Source organism: Garicola koreensis, assembly GCF_014195445.1.
Taxonomy (GTDB): domain Bacteria; phylum Actinomycetota; class Actinomycetes; order Actinomycetales; family Micrococcaceae; genus Nesterenkonia; species Nesterenkonia koreensis.
This window is the reverse complement of sequence record NZ_JACIBT010000001.1, coordinates 931,198-947,943: the sequence shown is the minus strand read 5'-3', so window position 1 is coordinate 947,943 and position 16,746 is coordinate 931,198. Positions and strand designations below refer to the sequence as shown.

Genomic DNA, 16,746 nt, shown 5'->3' with positions numbered 1-16,746 from the left:
CTAATTGTGGGGAGCATTATGGCCTTCTGGGTCATCTACACGTTGGTTTTTTACTTCTCAACGTCGAACTGGTCACTGGAGGACGCTGATTACGCGCCCTCGCAGGACGGCGCAAGTCCCGGCGATGCCTCGCCTCGCGTGGGAGGAGGTGAGGGCCGGTGAGCATTGAACTGATCTTTCTGCTTATCTACTTCGTTGTCGTCATCACCATTGGGGTCTCGGTCACCCGAACTGCGTCCAAGGATAGGGCCGGCTACCTGCTGGGTGGACGCAACCTCGGTGCTGGCGTTACTGCCCTCCGACTGCAGAGCACCTCCATGTCCGGCTATATGTTCCTCGGCGCCGGCGGGCTGGGCTACAGTCAGGGTTACTACGGGATGTGGTACGCACTGGGCGACATCGGCGGGGGAGTTCTCAACCTCTCCATCATCGGGCGACGGATGCGCAAGCTTTCCCACATGCTGGGCTCCATCACGTCCATCGGATATCTGGAGCATCGATACCCCTCCAAGTGGACCCGCTTAGTTGCCGCACCCATCGCCCTGTTTGCCATGTTCTTCTATGTGCTCGCGCAACTGTTGGCCGGAGGGCAGGGGCTCTCCCTGGTCACGGGGTTGGACCTTAACATCGCATTGGTCATCGCCATCGGCGTCATCCTTATCTATACCTTCCTCGGCGGGTACCTGGCGGTCGCCTACACCAACTTCCTGCAGTCGATCATCATGGTCATCGGCATGCTGTGGATCTTCATCGCCACATTGCAGCACGTCGGCGGGCTGACAGCTGGCAACGAGAGCCTGGGGGAACTGAACGAGAATCTCCTGACCATGTGGGGTGCCGAGGGACAGTACTTCGGGCAGTGGGGGCTGATCCTGGGCGCACTCTTGGTCTTCTCCATCGGTTATATGGGCTGGCCGCACGTCAATGTCGGCCACATGTCGATGCGCCGTGCCTCGATCGCACGCCGGGCTGGACTCTACGCCACAGGATTCAATTTCCTCTTCATTCCAGCCGCCTACATCATCGGTATGATGGGCTTGCTTATCGTGCCGAACCTTGACGACCCGGAGATGGCTATCTTCGAAGTTGCCGACACGGTGCTGCCACCCTTCGCCGTTGGGCTCGTTATGGCCGCGATTATGGCTGCAATTATGTCTACTGCAGACTCGCTGCTGCTGCAGACTGGCACGATTGCCTCTCAGGACCTGTGGCGACGCTTTGTGCAGAAGAATTTGGGCGAGCGCAGCTCGGTCACCATCTCACGAGTGGCGATTCTGATTGTTGCGCTGATCGGACTGAGCTTCGCGCTGATCCGGCCACCGGGCGTCTTTGACATAGTGGTGTTCGCCACCTCCGTACTGGGTTCTGCCTTCGTCCCCGTCTACGTATGCGCCGTCTGGTGGAAACGGGCCAACACACCGGGTGCGATCGCATCCATGGCTGTTGGAACGGTGGTCGCTGTTGCCGCGCAGCTGTTGAACACTGAAGAGGGACTCGGACTGGACGCGATGGTTTTCGGACTCAGCGCTTCAGTCATCACCATCGTCGTGGTGTCACTTGCAACACAAAAGTCACACCCCGTGCCTGCTCGGGTCCTGGCTGCGGTTGAGGAAACGATGAAGGTCGCGCCAGCGCCTAAGCGGCTGGTCATCGGTGAGGATGCCACGCTGGCCACCCAGCGGCCGAACGTGCCCGAAGAGGATGTGAGCCTCCGCAGCGGCGACACGACTGGCCAACAAGCTGGTGGGGAGAAACCATGAGTGTGACTGCATCAGGCAACACTGATGCTGACTCCGATCACCGCAAAGACCCGCAGATCGCCTGGCCAGCTCAGATTACTGAGCAGCGAGTCAGGCAGTGGGTCTCCCGCAGGCTGCCGGGTGCCACACAGGTTCGAACCGATATGTACCATCACCCGATGCTCGGTGTTGCCTTCCAATGGGAACGACCACTCGCCCGGCCTATGCATGCCCATGCGCTGGTTGACTTGGTGGGAGGGCGAGCATACGCCGCCGAGCACTGGGACGACGTCGATTTCGTCGCGATAGACCAGGTCGAGGTCAGCAGTCACCTCTCCCCGCCCGTCCAGGCGATTGCGACCGAGCAGGCGGAGGAGGCGGCCAGGCGGTTGGTCAACGGGGTGCTGTTGCGTCGTCGGCGTCTCGATTGCGCCGGACACCTGCGGCAGTACGGTAAGCCGGTGCTTTTCGGGAAACCCAACTGGTGGATTCAGGGTGTGTATCAGAATCGGAAACTGGAGGTTATTATCGACGGCCTCAACGGTAACCATTATGTTTTTTCTGCCTGACCGGGCAGTCTTATCGCGCACCGTTGGGGCTAGGGATTGGAAGACGTAGGATTGGTCTCATGAGCACTTATGCAGTCACTAACCCAGCCACCGGCGTTGTCGAGCAGGAATACGCCACCGCCACCGATGAGCAGATCGCCCGGGCGCTTGATGCCGCCGGGGACGCGTTTCCGGCGTGGTCGGCTACCGTTGCGTCGGAGCGGGCGGCGCTGCTGAGCCGGGTCGCCGACCTCTACGAGGAGCGGGCCGAGCAGCTGGCTGCGATCATCACCCGGGAGATGGGCAAGCCTCGTAAGCAGGCGCTGGGGGAGCTGAAGATCGTCGTCTCGATCTATCGCTACTACGCCGAGCGCGGCGAAGGCTACCTTGCCGACGAAGAGGTCGACGTCGCCCGCGGGGGCCGGGCCGTGGTGCGCAATGACGCCTACGGTGTGCTGCTGGGGATCATGCCGTGGAACTTCCCCTACTATCAGGTGGCCCGCTTCGCCGCACCGAACCTGATGGTCGGCAATACGATCTTGCTTAAGCACGCCCCGCAGTGCCCGGAGTCGGCAGCGGCGATGGAGCAGCTGTTCCTGGACGCCGGTCTGCCGGCAGGGGCCTTCGTCAACGTGTATGCCAGCAATGAGCAGGTTGCGGAGATGATCATCCCCGACCGCCGGGTACAGGGCGTCTCGCTGACCGGTTCCGAGCGGGCCGGCTCGGCCGTGGCACAGGTCGCCGGCAAACACCTGAAAAAGATCGTGCTGGAGCTCGGCGGCAACGACCCATTCCTGGTCCTGGACCGTGAGGTGGTGCCGCAGGCGGTCAAGCGGGCTCTGGCATCCCGGATGGGCAACGCCGGGCAGGCCTGCAACGCGGCCAAACGCATCATTGTGCTCGATGAGTTCTACGAGGACTTCGTGGACCAGCTCGAAGACGCCGTCAAGGGTGTGCAGCTGGGGGACCCGACCTCCGATGACACCTTCATGGGGCCGATGTCCTCTGAACGTGCGGCAGAGGACCTCGACGCCCAGGTTCAGGACGCCGTCTCGCATGGGGCGAGGGTCCACTCCGGAGGACGCCGGGCGGACCGGCCCGGCCCCTGGTACGAACCCACGATGCTCACCGGCATCACCGAGGAGATGCGGGCCTACCGCGAGGAGCTCTTCGGACCGGTGGCGATGGTCTACCGTGTGGCCGATCAGGATGCTGCGGTGGCCCTGGCCAACGATTCCGACTACGGGCTCTCCGCCTCCGTCCACGCCACCGACCTGGACCGTGCCGAGCGGGTCGCGGATCAGATCGAATCCGGCATGGTCTACCTCAACGAAGGTGCCAGCACTGCTGCCGAGCTGCCCTTCGGGGGAGTGAAGCGCTCGGGCATCGGCCGCGAACTGGGGCGCTACGGCATGGAGGAGTTCGTCAACAAGCGACTGGTCAAATACGCCAAGGAGCGCTGAACCAGCCCACTGCGGAGGTGTAGGCTCGCAGCTGTGTCCTGAACCGCCCCGAACGGGCCGCGCAGCAGCTGCGCTTCGGCCGCTGCGGCGAGTAACCGCTCAGAAAGTAGGCCTCAGTGGAAAGTGCCCTGATCAGCGTCGTCGTCATCGTTGCGACGCTGGTGGTGGCCGGGATTCAGCGCATCGTAGGCTTCGGCTTCGGCATGGTGATGGCACCGTTCCTGGTGCTGATCATGCCTCCGCACGAAGGCGTCATGCTGGTGAACTTCCTCAGCATCTTTGCCCCCATTCTGATCATGTGGCAGCTGCGCCAATACATCGAGTGGGGCAAATTCCTCTGGTTGGCTGTGCCGGCCCTGCTCATCATGCCGGCGGCTGCGTGGCTGGCGGTGCACACCCCACCGGGGCCGCTGTACATCGTGGTGGCCGCTGTGGTGCTGATGGGGCTGGTCATCTCAGCGGTGATCCGCCGGGTCAGCTCTCGGGTCGATGGGCGCACAGTTCAGACGCTGACCGGCATCGGTGCTGGCGCCGGCACCGTGTTGGCTGGGGTGGGAGCTCCGGCGACCACGGTGTATACGGTGCTCTCCAGATGGTCGCTGCTGAAGATGATCGCGACGCTGCAGCCGCTGTGGCTGGTGATGTCCGCTGCGGCCTTCGGAATGAAATGGGCGTTGGACCAAGGACAGCTGCCGGGGCTGCCGTGGTGGGGCTGGGTCGGTTCCACTGCGGCGATCATCGTCGGAATCTATCTGGGCCAATGGGTGCAGCGCCGAGTCAGTGATCAGCTGATCGGTCGCAGCGTGCTCGCACTGGCGGCCCTGGGCGCATTGGCGGCCCTGTTCACCGGCGTGCGCATGACTTTCTTCTAGAAAGCCGAGCAGAACTTATATGCCGCTGCGATAACCCCGGTGTGCACTCAGCGGCGGGTGAAGATGGCAAAATGGCGGTATATCCAGCTAAACGGTAGGCTGGTCCAGTCCGTGTCTGAGGCTGCCGGACACTCGTTGAGGGCAGCGCGGAAATTCATGGCATGAGCAACAGGGCTGTTTCAGTCCGCTTACTCGGGGCGTAGTTCAGTTTGGTAGAGCGCCTGCTTTGGGAGCAGGAGGTCGCAGGTTCAAATCCTGTCGCCCCGACGACGGCACCAGTGCATCATCAGCAGTGCCGCACTGACGTCTGCGGGAGCATCCCGCACCATTACGACCGAAACGCATCAGCAATCAGGAGTCCCTACGTGGTCAAGAGCACCGTCGAAGAACTGAACCCGACTCGAGTCAAGCTCACCGTGGAGGTGTCTGGCGAGGAGCTCGAGCCGAAGATCAAGGACGCCTACAAGACCATTGCGCAGCAGGTCCAGGTCCCCGGCTTCCGCAAGGGCAAAGTGCCGGCCGCCATCATCGATCAGCGCCTCGGCCGTGAGCAGGTCATCCAGCAGGCCATCAACGACGGCCTGCAGGAGTTCTACCAGGCAGGCCTGGCTGATGCTGACATCACCCCGCTCTCCCGCCCGGAGGTCGAGGTCGAAGAGATTCCCGACACCAAGACCAACGAGGGCGCACTGAAGTTCTCCGGCGAGCTGGACATCAAGCCCGACGTGGAGCTGCCCGACTACGCCGGCCTCGAGGTCGAGGTCGAGGCCCGCAGCGCTGACGAGGAGGCCGTGCAGAGGGAGCTCGACGAGCTGCGCAGCCGCTTCGGCACGCTGAAGGACATTGACCGTCCGGCAGAGAAGGACGACTTCGTCACCATCGACCTGATCGCTACCGTCGGCGAAGAAGAGGTTGACAACGCCACCGGGCTCTCCTACCAGGTCGGATCCGGCACTATGCTGGAGGGCCTCGACGAGGCGCTGGAGGGCCTCTCCGCTGAGGAGGACGCCACCTTCGAGACCACCCTGGCCGGCGGCGACCACTCCGGCGAGGAGGCCATCGTGAAGGTGACGCTGACCGCCGTGAAGGAGCGCGAGCTGCCGGAGGCCGACGACGAGTTCGCCCAGCTGGCCAGCGAGTTCGACACGATCGAGGAGCTCAAGGCCGACCTGACCACCAAGGCCGAATCCACAGTGGTGGAGGAGCAGGGCGTAGAAGCTCGCGACAAAGTGCTGGAGAAGCTGCTGAACCTGGTGGAGGTGCCCGTCCCGGACTCCGTCGTGCAGGAGCAGACCGAGCAGCACTTCACCTCCCAGGGTCACTCCGAGGGCGATGATCACGACACGGAGGACCACCGTGCCGAGATCCGCCAGCAGACCGAGGAAGCCTTCCGCAACGAGATCGTGCTGGACATCGTCGCCGACCGCGAAGAGGTCGGTGTTGAGCAGAACGAGATCATCGAATACATCGTGGCCACTGCCCAGCAGTACGGCATGGAGCCCAACCAGTTCGCCCAGATGCTCGACCAGGCCGGACAGGTGCCCATGATCATGGGCGAGGTCCGTCGTCGTAAGGCTCTGGCCAAGGTGCTGGAGGTGGCCAAGGTCACCGACTCCGAGGGCAACGACGTCGACCTCAGCGAGTTCGTCAACCCGCCCTCAGACGAGGACGACGGCGAAGCGACCGCCGAGGCCGCCGAGGCTGAAGAGTCCGCGGAGACCGAGGATGCCGAAGAGGCCGGCCAGACTGAGGGCGCAGAGGCTGAGGAGTCCGAAGAGAAGTAGCAACGAACGGGACACGTTCCCGACGTCGTCGCAGATCCCCTCGAATGTTGCGTCGCCGCTGCGAAAACAGCGGTGCGTGCAACATTCGGGGGGATTTTCTGTGCCCGCGCATCCACACGCCCGGGCCCGAATCGACTTCAGTGCCCTGGTGGTCCCGGGGAAAGCTGGGGGAGCGGACTTGGACCTCAGGGCGGCGGACAATGCGGCGGTCGCCCAGCGTGGTGTGCCGACGGCGAACAGTGCGGCGGTGAAGACCTACTCGTCCGCGCTCTCCAGTAGGGTTCTGGGGAGAACACGAGCCTGCAACCCACTGGAGGAACAGTCCATGTCTGAGCAGCAGCCCCGGATGGCGGATGTGGATCCGGCGTCCAAGGACGACTACATTTACAACCGCCTGCTCAAAGAGCGGATCATCTGGCTGGGCTCCGAGGTCCGCGACGACAACGCCAACGCCATCTGCTCGCAGATGCTGCTGCTGTCGGCCGAGGATCCCGAAGCCGATATCTACCTCTACATCAACTCGCCCGGCGGCTCGGTCACCGCGGGGATGGCCATCTACGACACGATGCAGTTCATCCCCAACGATGTGGTCACCGTCGCCACCGGCCTGGCCGCCTCCATGGGGCAGTTCCTGCTGTCCTCCGGCACCGTCGGCAAGCGCTTCGCCACCCCCCACGCACGCATCCTGATGCACCAGCCCTCCGGCGGGATTGGCGGCCAGGAATCTGATGTGCGCATCCAGGCCGAGCTGATCAAGCACATGAAGCAGGTCATGGCCGAACTCACCGCAGAACATACCGGTCAGACGGTGGAGACGATCCTCACCGACAACGCCCGCGACAAATGGTTCACCGCAGAAGACGGCCTGGAATACGGCTTCTTCGACAAGATCGCCAGGCGCCAGGCCACCGTCTCCGGCGGCGGGGGAGCCTGACCCTCCGGCGTACGACGACGACCGCCAGAACTTCTCAAGGATTCCTCAGGAGAGACATGAACTTCACCGCTGACCAGAATTCACAGGGCGCCCAGATGCCCGGGGCTGTGCCGAGCACCCCCACGCCCTCCAGCCGCTACGTGCTGCCCTCCTTCGAGGAGCGCACCCCCTACGGCTTCAAACGCCAGGATCCCTACGCCAAGCTCTTCGAAGACCGCATCGTGTTCCTGGGCACCCAGGTCGACGACGCCTCCGCTGACGACATCATGGCCCAGCTGCTGGTGCTGGAGTCGATGGACTCCGAACGCGACATCACCCTCTACATCAACTCCCCGGGCGGCTCCTTCACCGCGATGACCGCCATCTACGACACGATCCAGTTCATCCGCCCGCATGTGCAGACGGTCTGCCTGGGTCAGGCCGCCTCGGCGGCAGCAGTGCTGCTGGGAGCCGGGACCCCCGGCAAGCGGCTCGCTCTGCCCAACGCGCGTGTGCTCATCCACCAGCCGGCTATGGGCGGCTCCCAGGGGACCGCCACTGATCTGGCCATCCAGGCAGATGAGATCGGCCGGATCCGCACCTGGATGGAAGAGGTGCTGGCTGAGCACACCAACCGCAGTGCCGAGCAGGTTCGTGAAGACATCGACCGCGATAAGTTCCTCTCCGCCGAAGAGGCCAAGGAGTACGGGCTGATCGACGAGGTACTCACCTCACGCAAACTGCCGGTGTAGGCCACGCCGGTCACTGGTGGCGTCCGCCGGGTGGCGTAGTGTTGAACACATACCGATCATCCATCCAGCTCGAGGGGTTTCTCAGTCATGGCCCGAATTGGTGAGAGTACAGATCTGCTGAAGTGCTCTTTCTGCGGCAAGAGCCAGAAGCAGGTCCGCTATAAGCTCATTGCCGGCCCCGGTGTGTACATCTGCGATGAGTGCATCGAGCTGTGCAACGAGATCATCGACGAGTACCTCAACGAGGTCCAGGAGACCCCAGAGGTCGAGCTGCCCACCCCGCGCCAGATCTACCAGTACTTGGACGAGTACGTCGTGGGCCAGGACCAGGCCAAGCGGGCACTGTCCGTAGCGGTGCACAACCACTACAAGCGCATCCGAGCCACCGGTTCGGCGGCGAGGACCGCATCCCTGGAGAAGGGCCCCTACGACGACGTGGAGATCGGCAAGTCCAACATCCTGATGGTCGGACCCACCGGATCGGGCAAGACCTATCTGGCCCAGTCGCTGGCCCGCAGGCTGGAAGTGCCGTTCATCGTCGCCGACGCCACCAGCCTCACCGAGGCCGGCTATGTGGGCGAAGACGTGGAGAACATCCTGCTGAAGCTCATCCAGGCAGCCGACGGCGACGTGAAGAAGGCCGAGCAGGGCATCGTCTACATCGATGAGATCGATAAGATCTCGCGCAAATCGGAGAACCCCTCCATCACCCGCGACGTCTCCGGGGAGGGCGTTCAGCAGGCACTGCTGAAGATTCTGGAGGGGGCGACTGCTTCGGTCGCGCCCCAGGGTGGACGCAAACACCCGCAGCAGGAGTTCATCGAGATCGACACCTCCAACGTGCTGTTCATCGTCGCCGGGGCCTTCGCCGGGCTGGAAGAGATCATCGAGTCCCGCGCCGGACGCAAGGGCATTGGCTTCGGCGCTCCGCTGTCGACCATGACCCGTGATGAGGTCACCTATGCCGACGTCGAGCCCGAAGACCTCCACAAATTCGGCCTCATCCCGGAGTTCATCGGCCGGCTGCCAGTGGTCGCCACCGTCGAGGAGCTCGACGACGACGCACTGCGCGATATCCTCACCGAACCGAAGAACGCGCTGCTGAGGCAGTACCAGAAAATGTTCGCCATCGACGAGGTCGAGCTGGAGTTCGACCAGGAGGCGATCACCGCCATCGTGGAACAGGCACAGGCCCGCGGCACCGGTGCTCGCGGTCTGCGCTCCATCCTGGAGAACGTGCTCAACCCGATCATGTTCGACCTGCCCAGCCGCGACGACGTCGCCGCCGTGACCGTCACCGGTGAGGTCGTGCGCGAAGGCGTCGAGCCGCTGCTGCTGACCAGAGACGAAGCCAAGAAACTGCGCAAGAAGTCCGCCTAACCTGCACCGAGGCTGTTTCCGGCGCCGACACGGACCCGGCAGCTGCTTCCATTTTTCCCGACGTCCCAGTAATGTTCTGGGAACAGTCAGTGATGCACATCACTTCAGACGGGAGGGGTGAAGTGAGATGGGCAAACTCCAGAAACATCGCACGCCCCGCCTGGCACTGGCTGCTGCGGCCGCTTCGGCGCTGCTGCTGACAAGCTGCGGGCAATCCGACAGCGCCCCCGTGCTGACCTGGTACATCAACCCCGACGACGGTGGTCAAGCAGCGCTGGCCCAACAGTGCACCGAAGAAGCCGACGGCGCTTACCGCATCAATACCTCTCTGCTTCCCAACGACGCGCCGGATCAGCGCGAACAGCTGGCCCGCCGCCTGGCGGCCGGGGACTCCTCGCTGGACATTATGAGTCTGGACCCGCCCTTCATTCCCGAACTCGCTGACCCCGGTTTCCTCGCACCGGTCCCCGAGGAGGTGGCCGAACGAACCACCGAAGACACCCTGGAGGGCGCCCTGGCCGGAGCCATGTGGGACGACGAGCTGGTGGCTGTGCCCTTCTGGGCCAACACGCAGCTTCTGTGGTACCGCGAATCCGTGGCAGAGGAAGCCGGGATCAACATGGATGAGCCAGTGACCTGGGACCAGCTCATGGACGTCGCTGCCGAGCAGGAGAAGTACCTCGGGGTCCAAGGAATACGCGCTGAATCCATGACGGTGTGGGTCAACGCGCTGATGGAGTCCCAGGAGGAGTCCATCCTGGTCGACCCCTCCGCAGGCGCCGAGGAGCTGGAAACCAATCTCGATTCTGAGGCCGGGCGGAGATCAGCGGAGATCCTCTCCCGCATCGGAGAAGAAGGCCTCGGCGGCCCAGGCATCTCGTCCATGGACGAAAACCAGTCCATGCTTCTGTTCCAAGGCGACGACGGCTCATTCATGGTCAACTGGCCCTTTGTCTGGCCAGCCACCAACGCTGCCGCCGAGGAAGGAAGCATCGACTCCCAGATCCCTGAAGATATGGGATGGGCCCAATACCCACGGGTGGACCCGGACACCGAAGCTGCGCCACCCCTGGGCGGAATCAACCTGGCAGTCGGCGCCGAATCAGAGCACCCAGAACTGGCCTACCAGGCGATCGAATGCGTCGTCACCCCGGAGAACCAGGCCGAATATTTTGTCACCAATGGGAACCCGCCCTCCTCGGCGGCGGCCTTCGAAGACTCCCGGGTCGAAGAGGGCTTCCCCATGGCTGAGGCGATCCGCGATTCGCTCGACAGCTCCGCCCCACGGCCGCAGACGCCGTTCTACAACGAAATCTCCGAGTCCATCCAGGGCGAGTTCACACCGCTGAGCGGCGTGGACCCGCAGACCACCCCAGCTCAGACCGACTCATACATCATAGAAGTCCTGCGAGGGGAGCGTCTGCTGTGACCGCCACCGCTGAAAACACCCCCGGTGCCGAACCCGGCGGCCGCAGAGACCGCCGGAAGGACCATTCCCCCCGGAAGTCTGACCGGGCTAAAGCTGAAGTGCGGCTGGGCTGGATGCTGGCTGGCCCGGCCTTCGTGGTCATGCTGGCGGTCACCGCCTACCCGATCGCCCAGGCGGTCTTCGACTCGCTGTGGTCCTACCGGCTGACCGCCCCCGACGAACGCTCATTCATCTTCCTGGACAACTACCTGCTGCTGTTCACCGACCCGATGTTCTGGCGAATATTCGGGGTCACGCTGCTGATCACCATAGTGACCGTCGCCGTCGAACTGGTTCTGGGCTTCGGCCTGGCCATCGTGATGCACAAGGCGCTGAAATCATTGCGCGGGCTGCTCCGAACCTCGATTCTGGTTCCCTACGGCATCATCACCGTGGTCTCGGCCTTCGCCTGGTACTACATGTTCCACATCAACTCCGGGTTCGTGAACAACTGGTTCAGCTGGGTCCCCGGCATTGACAGTGAACTGGACTGGTTCGCCAACTTCGGCACCGCGATCAGTGTCATCATGGCCTCCGAAATTTGGAAGACCACCCCGTTCATCGCCCTGCTGCTGCTGGCCGGCCTGGCTCAGGTGCCCGACGAGCTGGTGGAGGCCGCCCGGGTCGACGGCGCCACTCGCTGGCAGCAGTACAGCCGGGTGATCATTCCCAACATGAAGGCCGCCATCATGGTGGCGCTGCTCTTCCGCGCCTTGGATGCGTTCCGGGTCTTCGACAACGTGTTCATCATGACCGGTGGAGACGCGAACACCGAAGTGCTGGCCCTGCTGGCCTACCGCCAGTCGATCTCCCGGCTGGAGATCGGGCTGGGTTCAGCAGTCTCGGTCGTGCTGTTCATCGCGGTGCTGCTGATGGTCTTCATCGCCATCAAACTGTTCAACGTCGATCTGGCCGCAGGCACCGACGCCTCCGGCGGCGGGAACAAGAAGACCGGCGCTAAGAAGGGAGGGGGCAAGTAATGGCTTCGGCAAAGGGCCTCACCGGTCGGCAGAAGCTGGGATGGACCGTGGTGACCGTCCTGGTTCTGCTGTATGCGCTCTTCCCGGTCGCAGCGATATTCGCCAACAGTTTCAAAACCCAAGCTGACCTGGGAAACCCTGCTTTCTGGCCCTCGAACTGGACCTGGGAGAACTACGAGATGATCTTTGTGGGAAGTGCCCAAGAGCTCTTCCTCACCGCGCTGCGAAACTCCATCGGAATCACCCTGATTGCCACCTTCATCGCCGTGGTCCTGGCCACCCTGTGCGCCTATGCGATCGCCAGAATGGATTTCCCCGGCAAGAAGTTCATTCTCGGAACCGCGCTGGCTGTGTCCATCTTCCCGGTCATCTCCGTGGTGACCCCGCTGTTCAACCTCTGGCGGACCATCGGTCTCTACGACACCTGGCCCGGGCTGATCATCCCCTACCTGTCCCTGACCCTGCCGATCTCGATCTGGACGCTGGCCGCATTTTTCCGGCAGATCCCCTGGGAGCTGGAACAGGCGGCCCAGGTGGACGGGGCCACCCAATGGCAGGCCTTCCGCAAGGCCATTGTCCCGCTGGCCGCACCGGGGGTGTTCACCACCGCGATCATCGCCTTCTTCATCGCCTGGAACGACTTCGTCTACGGCATCTCGCTGACCTCCACCGAAGCCGCCCGACCCGTGCCAGCCGCACTGGCCTTCTTCACCGGCGCCAGCCAATTCGAAGAACCCACCGGAGCAATCTCGGCAGCCGCCATCGTGGTCACCATCCCCGTGGTGGTCCTGGTGCTGCTCTTCCAACGCCAGATCGTCTCCGGCCTGACCCAGGGCGCGGTCAAGGGATAACAGATCATGGCAGACTTCATCCGCGGGCAGAGAAGGAGATCCTCATGGCGTCCATCACGCTGAAGAACATCGTCAAGAAGTACGACGACGGCTACCCGGCGGTCAACGACGTCTCCCTGGAGATCGACGACGGCGAGTTCGTGATCCTGGTCGGCCCCTCCGGATGCGGCAAGTCCACGGTGCTGCGCATGATCGTCGGCCTGGAGGACATCACCGAAGGCGACCTGCTGATCGGCGGAGACCGGGTCAACGAGAAGGCTCCGCGCGAGCGCAACCTCGCCATGGTCTTCCAGAACTACGCGCTCTACCCGCACCTGACGGTTTTTGAGAACATCGCCTTCCCCATGCGGCTGACCAAGGGCAAGTTCACCGAGGAGCAGGTCCGCGAGAACGTGGACCGGGCCGCGACGATGCTCGAGCTCACCGAACACTTAGACCGCAAACCGGGCAACCTCTCCGGCGGTCAGCGCCAACGCGTGGCCATGGGTCGGGCGATCGTGCGTGATGCCAACGCGTTCCTCTTCGATGAGCCGCTGAGCAACCTCGACGCCAAACTGCGCGGACAGATGCGCTCAGAGATCGCTCAGCTGCAGCGCCGGCTGAACACCACCAGCGTCTACGTCACCCACGACCAGACCGAAGCGATGACCCTGGGCGATCGGGTAGCGGTGCTGAAGAAAGGCATCCTGCAGCAGGTCGCCTCCCCGCGTGAACTCTATGAGCAGCCGGCCAACCTCTTTGTCGCCGGGTTCATCGGTGCCCCGTCGATGAACTTCTTACCCGGCACGGTCAAGACCAGCGACACTGGAGGTGACGTCCTGTCCACCCCGTTGGGCGATATTGAACTGCGTGAAGACACTGCCCGGGCGGGTCAGGGCCGCGAGATTGTGCTGGCCGGTATCCGGCCGGAGTTCTTTGAGGACGCTGCCACGATGGATCAGGGCCGCAAGAGCAGCGGTTCGTTGGTGCGGATTGATGTCAGCCGCACCGAATGGCTGGGCAACGAACAGTACGTCTACGTCGACTATGAAAACGACCCCCGGGTGCGGGACGCGCTGCAGAACCTGGCCCATGAGATGGACGCCGAGGACCTGCGCACCCAGCTGGTGGTCGCCGTGGACTCCAGCTCGCGGCTGCGCGGCGGCGATGAGGCCGAACTGTGGATCGACACTGGGCGGATCCACCTGTTCGACCCGGAAACGGGTGAGAACCTCACCCGCGACGCCGAGGCCGGGGCAGAGCTGACCCGCATGGCCGCCGAGGACCGCCAGCGCGACGCCGAACGCATGGCTGCGAAAGGCGCCTGAGGCGCTTCTACTCCCAGCGGAAGAGCGAAGGGAAGCCACCCTGCTGCACCTGGCCGAGGGCACGGTGAAGAACCACGTCTCCACCATCCTGATCAAGCTGGGCGCCCGGGACCGGACCAATGCCGTACTGCGCGCCATCCGTGACGGACTCCTGGGCTGAGATGCTAAGTTGGCTGTGACACACAGCTCACCCGGACTTTGAGCGGAGAAGCACCATGAGCAGCATTCCTGCAGACCTGAAGTACAGCGCCGAGCACGAGTGGATCGCCGAGGCTCAGACCGAAGGCGTGGTGCGCATCGGCATCACTGACTTTGCCCAGGACGCCCTCGGCGAGGTCGTCTACGTGGAGCACCCCGAGGTCGGCACCACAGTGGCGGCGGGCGACGTCGTCGGTGAGGTCGAGTCCACCAAATCCGTCTCCGACATCTACGCCCCGGTCTCCGGAGAGGTCACAGCGGTCAACGAGAACCTCGACGAGGAGCCGCAGGCCATCAACGCCGATCCCTACGGCGCCGGATGGCTCTTCGAAGTGAAGCTCGCGGCGGACTCCGGGTTCGAGGCTCTGCTGAGCGCAGAGCAGTATTCAGCCCACGCCGCCTGACTGTTATAGACTGGGTTCCAAGGTCTGCCGCGGGCAGCGCTCCCGCGTGTCTGCAGATCAGGATCAGATCGACCATGTCACGTGAACACCCGTAGGAGGCACCGGTGACTGAACACTCGCACGTCGCCGGTGGCGAGAATGCCGGGGAGACCACCAGCATCTCTCTGCCGCCCACGCAGACCGGAAGCCACCAGCCCAAGCTCTCCGAGCAGGACGCCGCAGCCATCGCGGCGCTGCCCAAGAGCTCCGCACTGCTGATCGCCCACACCGGAGCCAACCAGGGCGCACGCTTCTTAGTCGATCAGGACACCACCACCGTGGGACGTCATCCTGAGGCCGACATCTTCCTGGACGACGTCACCGTCTCCCGGCGGCACGTGAAGCTTGAGCGTGTCGAGGAGGGATTCGCCGCTGTGGACCTGGGCAGTCTCAACGGCACCTACGTCAATCATGACCGTGTGGATCGACACGTGCTGGTGACCGGCAATGAGGTGCAGATCGGAAAATTCCGGCTCACCTTCTACTCCGGCACCAAATAACACGGATTTGGCCTTCGGCACGCTACTCTGGGCACGACTTCTTTCCTTCCCCTGAAACATGAAAGAGGGTTCGTCAGTGAGTGCTTCACCCGCTCGACAGCCGAAGCCGGACAAAGCCGCCGGGCCTGCAGATACCCACGTCTTCACCATCTCTGAGGTGCTGCGGGAGCTGCAGCATGAGTTCCCCGACCTGTCGGCGTCCAAGCTGCGTTTCCTGGAGGAGCGCGACTTGGTCGAACCTGCTCGCACCGCCTCCGGCTACCGGAAGTACTCCGCCGCCGACGTCGAACGCCTGCGGTTCATCCTGGCCCTGCAGCGGGACCGGTACATGCCCCTGGACGTCATCAAAGAGACGATGGACGCCATCGACGCCGGTGAGAAGCCTGAGGCGCTTCCGGTGTCTGCCCCGGTGGGTCCGCGGGAGGTCACCGCGGACCTGGCCGCACAGATCACCGGGCGGAGCCGGCCGATGTCCCGCAAGGAGCTGCGTGCGCTCTCCGGGGCCACGCGGGGAATGCTCGACACGCTGGAGAAGTTTCGCATTATCTCCGCCGACGCGAAGGGCACCTACTCCCACCATGACCTCAAGGCGGTCAAGGCGGTCCGGGTGCTGGCCCGCTACGGCCTGGAGCCCAAACACTTGGTGAGCCTGCGCCGCTCCGCCGACGCGGAACTGGATCTGATCGGCCGGGCCATGGCCCCGCATGCTGCCCGCAAGGATGCCGCAGCCCGAGCGCGGGTGGCTGAGGCCTCCAAAGAGATGCTGCAGTGTCTGCAGGAGCTGCGATCCTCCATCATGGACGCTGAAGTCGAGAAGATCGACCGGCGCTGACGGCGCTGACACCACCCAAAAATCAACAGGGCCGCACACTCCCTGCCCAAAGTGCCTCCGACCAGCCTAGACTGAGGGTATGGAAGAACAGCAGGTAGTGCTAGAAGTGGTCGGCGTCCGCGTCGAGTTGCCCAGCAACCAGCCTGTGCTCATCCTGCGCGGCTCTGAGCCTGGCACGGAGAACTACCACGTGGCCGTCGTCGTCGGGCCCGCTGAGGCTGCTGCAGTCGCCCGCGCCCTGCAGGGAGAGACTCCGCCGCGGCCGATGACCCATGATCTGCTCACCGAGGTGCTGCAGTACTCCGGCGGCGGCATCGATTCCGTGGAGGTCCGGCTGCTGGACACCAGCACCTACGCGGGCACCATTCGGATGAAGAACGGTCACGAGGTCGACGCCCGGGCCTCGGACGCCATCGCGGTCGCCGTTCGGGCCCAGTGCCGGGTCACCATGGAGAAGACCACACTGCGCGCGGTCTCGGTGACCCCGCGGGTGCGCGGATCCAGCGACCAGGCAGCCTCGAGCCCCGGCGCCAGCCCCGAGTCGCAGACCGTGCCGCGCAAGGACCCGATCTCCGAAGACGAGATCCGCGAGTTCGAAAAGTTCCTCTCCGACGCCGAGCCCGATGACTTCGACCGCTCATGAGAGCCGACCATGAGACCGGCCCAGCGGCGTGCGCTCTGGAGGCTGACACGCCGCACAGGTGCCGGACGGTACC

At 63.7% G+C, this 16,746-nt stretch carries 17 protein-coding genes and 1 tRNA gene; all 18 read left to right on the top strand.

From position 1 onward, the window contains the following. Positions 1-158 precede the first annotated feature (158 nt). The 18 genes from FHX47_RS04430 to FHX47_RS04345 all read left to right on the top strand — a co-directional run bounded on the left by FHX47_RS04430 (position 159) and on the right by FHX47_RS04345 (position 16,673). Complete coding sequence (locus FHX47_RS04430; protein ID WP_183357624.1) at positions 159-1,760, top strand: sodium:solute symporter family transporter; 1,602 nt, start codon at positions 159-161, stop codon at positions 1,758-1,760. Between the two features lie 2 nt (positions 1,761-1,762). Then, the gene (locus tag FHX47_RS04425) at positions 1,763-2,308 is read left to right on the top strand and encodes a hypothetical protein (RefSeq protein ID WP_183357623.1); all 546 of its coding nucleotides are present in this window, start codon (positions 1,763-1,765) and stop codon (positions 2,306-2,308) included. 59 nt (positions 2,309-2,367) lie between these two features. Next, positions 2,368-3,750 (top strand): NAD-dependent succinate-semialdehyde dehydrogenase, encoded by a 1,383-nt coding sequence (locus FHX47_RS04420; protein ID WP_183357622.1) that lies wholly within the window; start codon positions 2,368-2,370, stop codon positions 3,748-3,750. Positions 3,751-3,866: 116 nt separating this feature from the next. Beyond that, on the top strand, positions 3,867-4,622 hold the full coding sequence (locus FHX47_RS04415; protein WP_343064297.1) for a sulfite exporter TauE/SafE family protein: 756 nt from the start codon (positions 3,867-3,869) through the stop codon (positions 4,620-4,622). Between the two features lie 193 nt (positions 4,623-4,815). Beyond that, positions 4,816-4,889, top strand: a tRNA-Pro gene (locus tag FHX47_RS04410). 98 nt (positions 4,890-4,987) lie between these two features. Then, positions 4,988-6,406, top strand: coding sequence for a trigger factor (gene tig / locus FHX47_RS04405; RefSeq protein WP_183357621.1), 1,419 nt, complete (start codon positions 4,988-4,990; stop codon positions 6,404-6,406). A 325-nt stretch (positions 6,407-6,731) separates the two neighbouring features. Then, positions 6,732-7,340 (top strand): ATP-dependent Clp protease proteolytic subunit, encoded by a 609-nt coding sequence (locus FHX47_RS04400; protein ID WP_183357620.1) that lies wholly within the window; start codon positions 6,732-6,734, stop codon positions 7,338-7,340. A gap of 56 nt (positions 7,341-7,396) precedes the next feature. Continuing rightward, positions 7,397-8,071 (top strand): ATP-dependent Clp protease proteolytic subunit, encoded by a 675-nt coding sequence (locus tag FHX47_RS04395; protein ID WP_425484889.1) that lies wholly within the window; start codon positions 7,397-7,399, stop codon positions 8,069-8,071. An 87-nt stretch (positions 8,072-8,158) separates the two neighbouring features. Beyond that, on the top strand, positions 8,159-9,451 hold the full coding sequence (gene clpX / locus FHX47_RS04390) for an ATP-dependent Clp protease ATP-binding subunit ClpX (protein WP_183357619.1): 1,293 nt from the start codon (positions 8,159-8,161) through the stop codon (positions 9,449-9,451). A gap of 127 nt (positions 9,452-9,578) precedes the next feature. Beyond that, complete coding sequence (locus FHX47_RS04385) at positions 9,579-10,880, top strand: extracellular solute-binding protein (protein ID WP_183357618.1); 1,302 nt, start codon at positions 9,579-9,581, stop codon at positions 10,878-10,880. Beyond that, the gene (locus tag FHX47_RS04380) at positions 10,877-11,899 is read left to right on the top strand and encodes a carbohydrate ABC transporter permease (protein WP_343064296.1); all 1,023 of its coding nucleotides are present in this window, start codon (positions 10,877-10,879) and stop codon (positions 11,897-11,899) included. The genes FHX47_RS04385 and FHX47_RS04380 overlap by 4 nt, the downstream gene beginning before the upstream one ends. Beyond that, the gene (locus FHX47_RS04375) at positions 11,899-12,750 is read left to right on the top strand and encodes a carbohydrate ABC transporter permease (RefSeq protein ID WP_183357617.1); all 852 of its coding nucleotides are present in this window, start codon (positions 11,899-11,901) and stop codon (positions 12,748-12,750) included. The genes FHX47_RS04380 and FHX47_RS04375 overlap by 1 nt, the downstream gene beginning before the upstream one ends. A 44-nt stretch (positions 12,751-12,794) precedes the next feature. After that, positions 12,795-14,057 (top strand): ABC transporter ATP-binding protein, encoded by a 1,263-nt coding sequence (locus FHX47_RS04370; protein ID WP_183357616.1) that lies wholly within the window; start codon positions 12,795-12,797, stop codon positions 14,055-14,057. Then, the gene (locus FHX47_RS04365) at positions 14,041-14,217 is read left to right on the top strand and encodes a LuxR C-terminal-related transcriptional regulator (protein ID WP_343064317.1); all 177 of its coding nucleotides are present in this window, start codon (positions 14,041-14,043) and stop codon (positions 14,215-14,217) included. Before FHX47_RS04370 ends, FHX47_RS04365 begins: the two co-directional genes overlap by 17 nt. A 55-nt stretch (positions 14,218-14,272) precedes the next feature. Next, positions 14,273-14,659, top strand: a complete 387-nt coding sequence (gcvH, locus tag FHX47_RS04360; RefSeq protein ID WP_183357615.1) for a glycine cleavage system protein GcvH — start codon at positions 14,273-14,275, stop codon at positions 14,657-14,659. A gap of 104 nt (positions 14,660-14,763) precedes the next feature. Further along, on the top strand, positions 14,764-15,198 hold the full coding sequence (locus FHX47_RS04355; protein ID WP_183357614.1) for an FHA domain-containing protein: 435 nt from the start codon (positions 14,764-14,766) through the stop codon (positions 15,196-15,198). Positions 15,199-15,274: 76 nt separating this feature from the next. Next, on the top strand, positions 15,275-16,030 hold the full coding sequence (ftsR, locus tag FHX47_RS04350; protein WP_343064295.1) for a transcriptional regulator FtsR: 756 nt from the start codon (positions 15,275-15,277) through the stop codon (positions 16,028-16,030). A gap of 79 nt (positions 16,031-16,109) precedes the next feature. Further along, on the top strand, positions 16,110-16,673 hold the full coding sequence (locus tag FHX47_RS04345; RefSeq protein WP_183357612.1) for a bifunctional nuclease family protein: 564 nt from the start codon (positions 16,110-16,112) through the stop codon (positions 16,671-16,673). Positions 16,674-16,746 lie beyond the last annotated feature (73 nt).

What these genes read in the sequence shown, in the direction of transcription:
- FHX47_RS04420 (WP_183357622.1), top strand. Translation starts at nt 2,368, where the DNA reads ATGAGCACTTATGCAGTCACTAACCCAGCCACCGGCGTTGTCGAGCAG.
- FHX47_RS04400 (WP_183357620.1), top strand. Translation starts at nt 6,732, where the DNA reads ATGTCTGAGCAGCAGCCCCGGATGGCGGATGTGGATCCGGCGTCCAAG.
- FHX47_RS04395 (WP_425484889.1), top strand. Translation starts at nt 7,397, where the DNA reads ATGAACTTCACCGCTGACCAGAATTCACAGGGCGCCCAGATGCCCGGG.
- clpX (WP_183357619.1), top strand. Translation starts at nt 8,159, where the DNA reads ATGGCCCGAATTGGTGAGAGTACAGATCTGCTGAAGTGCTCTTTCTGC.
- FHX47_RS04385 (WP_183357618.1), top strand. Translation starts at nt 9,579, where the DNA reads ATGGGCAAACTCCAGAAACATCGCACGCCCCGCCTGGCACTGGCTGCT.
- FHX47_RS04375 (WP_183357617.1), top strand. Translation starts at nt 11,899, where the DNA reads ATGGCTTCGGCAAAGGGCCTCACCGGTCGGCAGAAGCTGGGATGGACC.
- FHX47_RS04370 (WP_183357616.1), top strand. Translation starts at nt 12,795, where the DNA reads ATGGCGTCCATCACGCTGAAGAACATCGTCAAGAAGTACGACGACGGC.
- gcvH (WP_183357615.1), top strand. Translation starts at nt 14,273, where the DNA reads ATGAGCAGCATTCCTGCAGACCTGAAGTACAGCGCCGAGCACGAGTGG.
- FHX47_RS04345 (WP_183357612.1), top strand. Translation starts at nt 16,110, where the DNA reads ATGGAAGAACAGCAGGTAGTGCTAGAAGTGGTCGGCGTCCGCGTCGAG.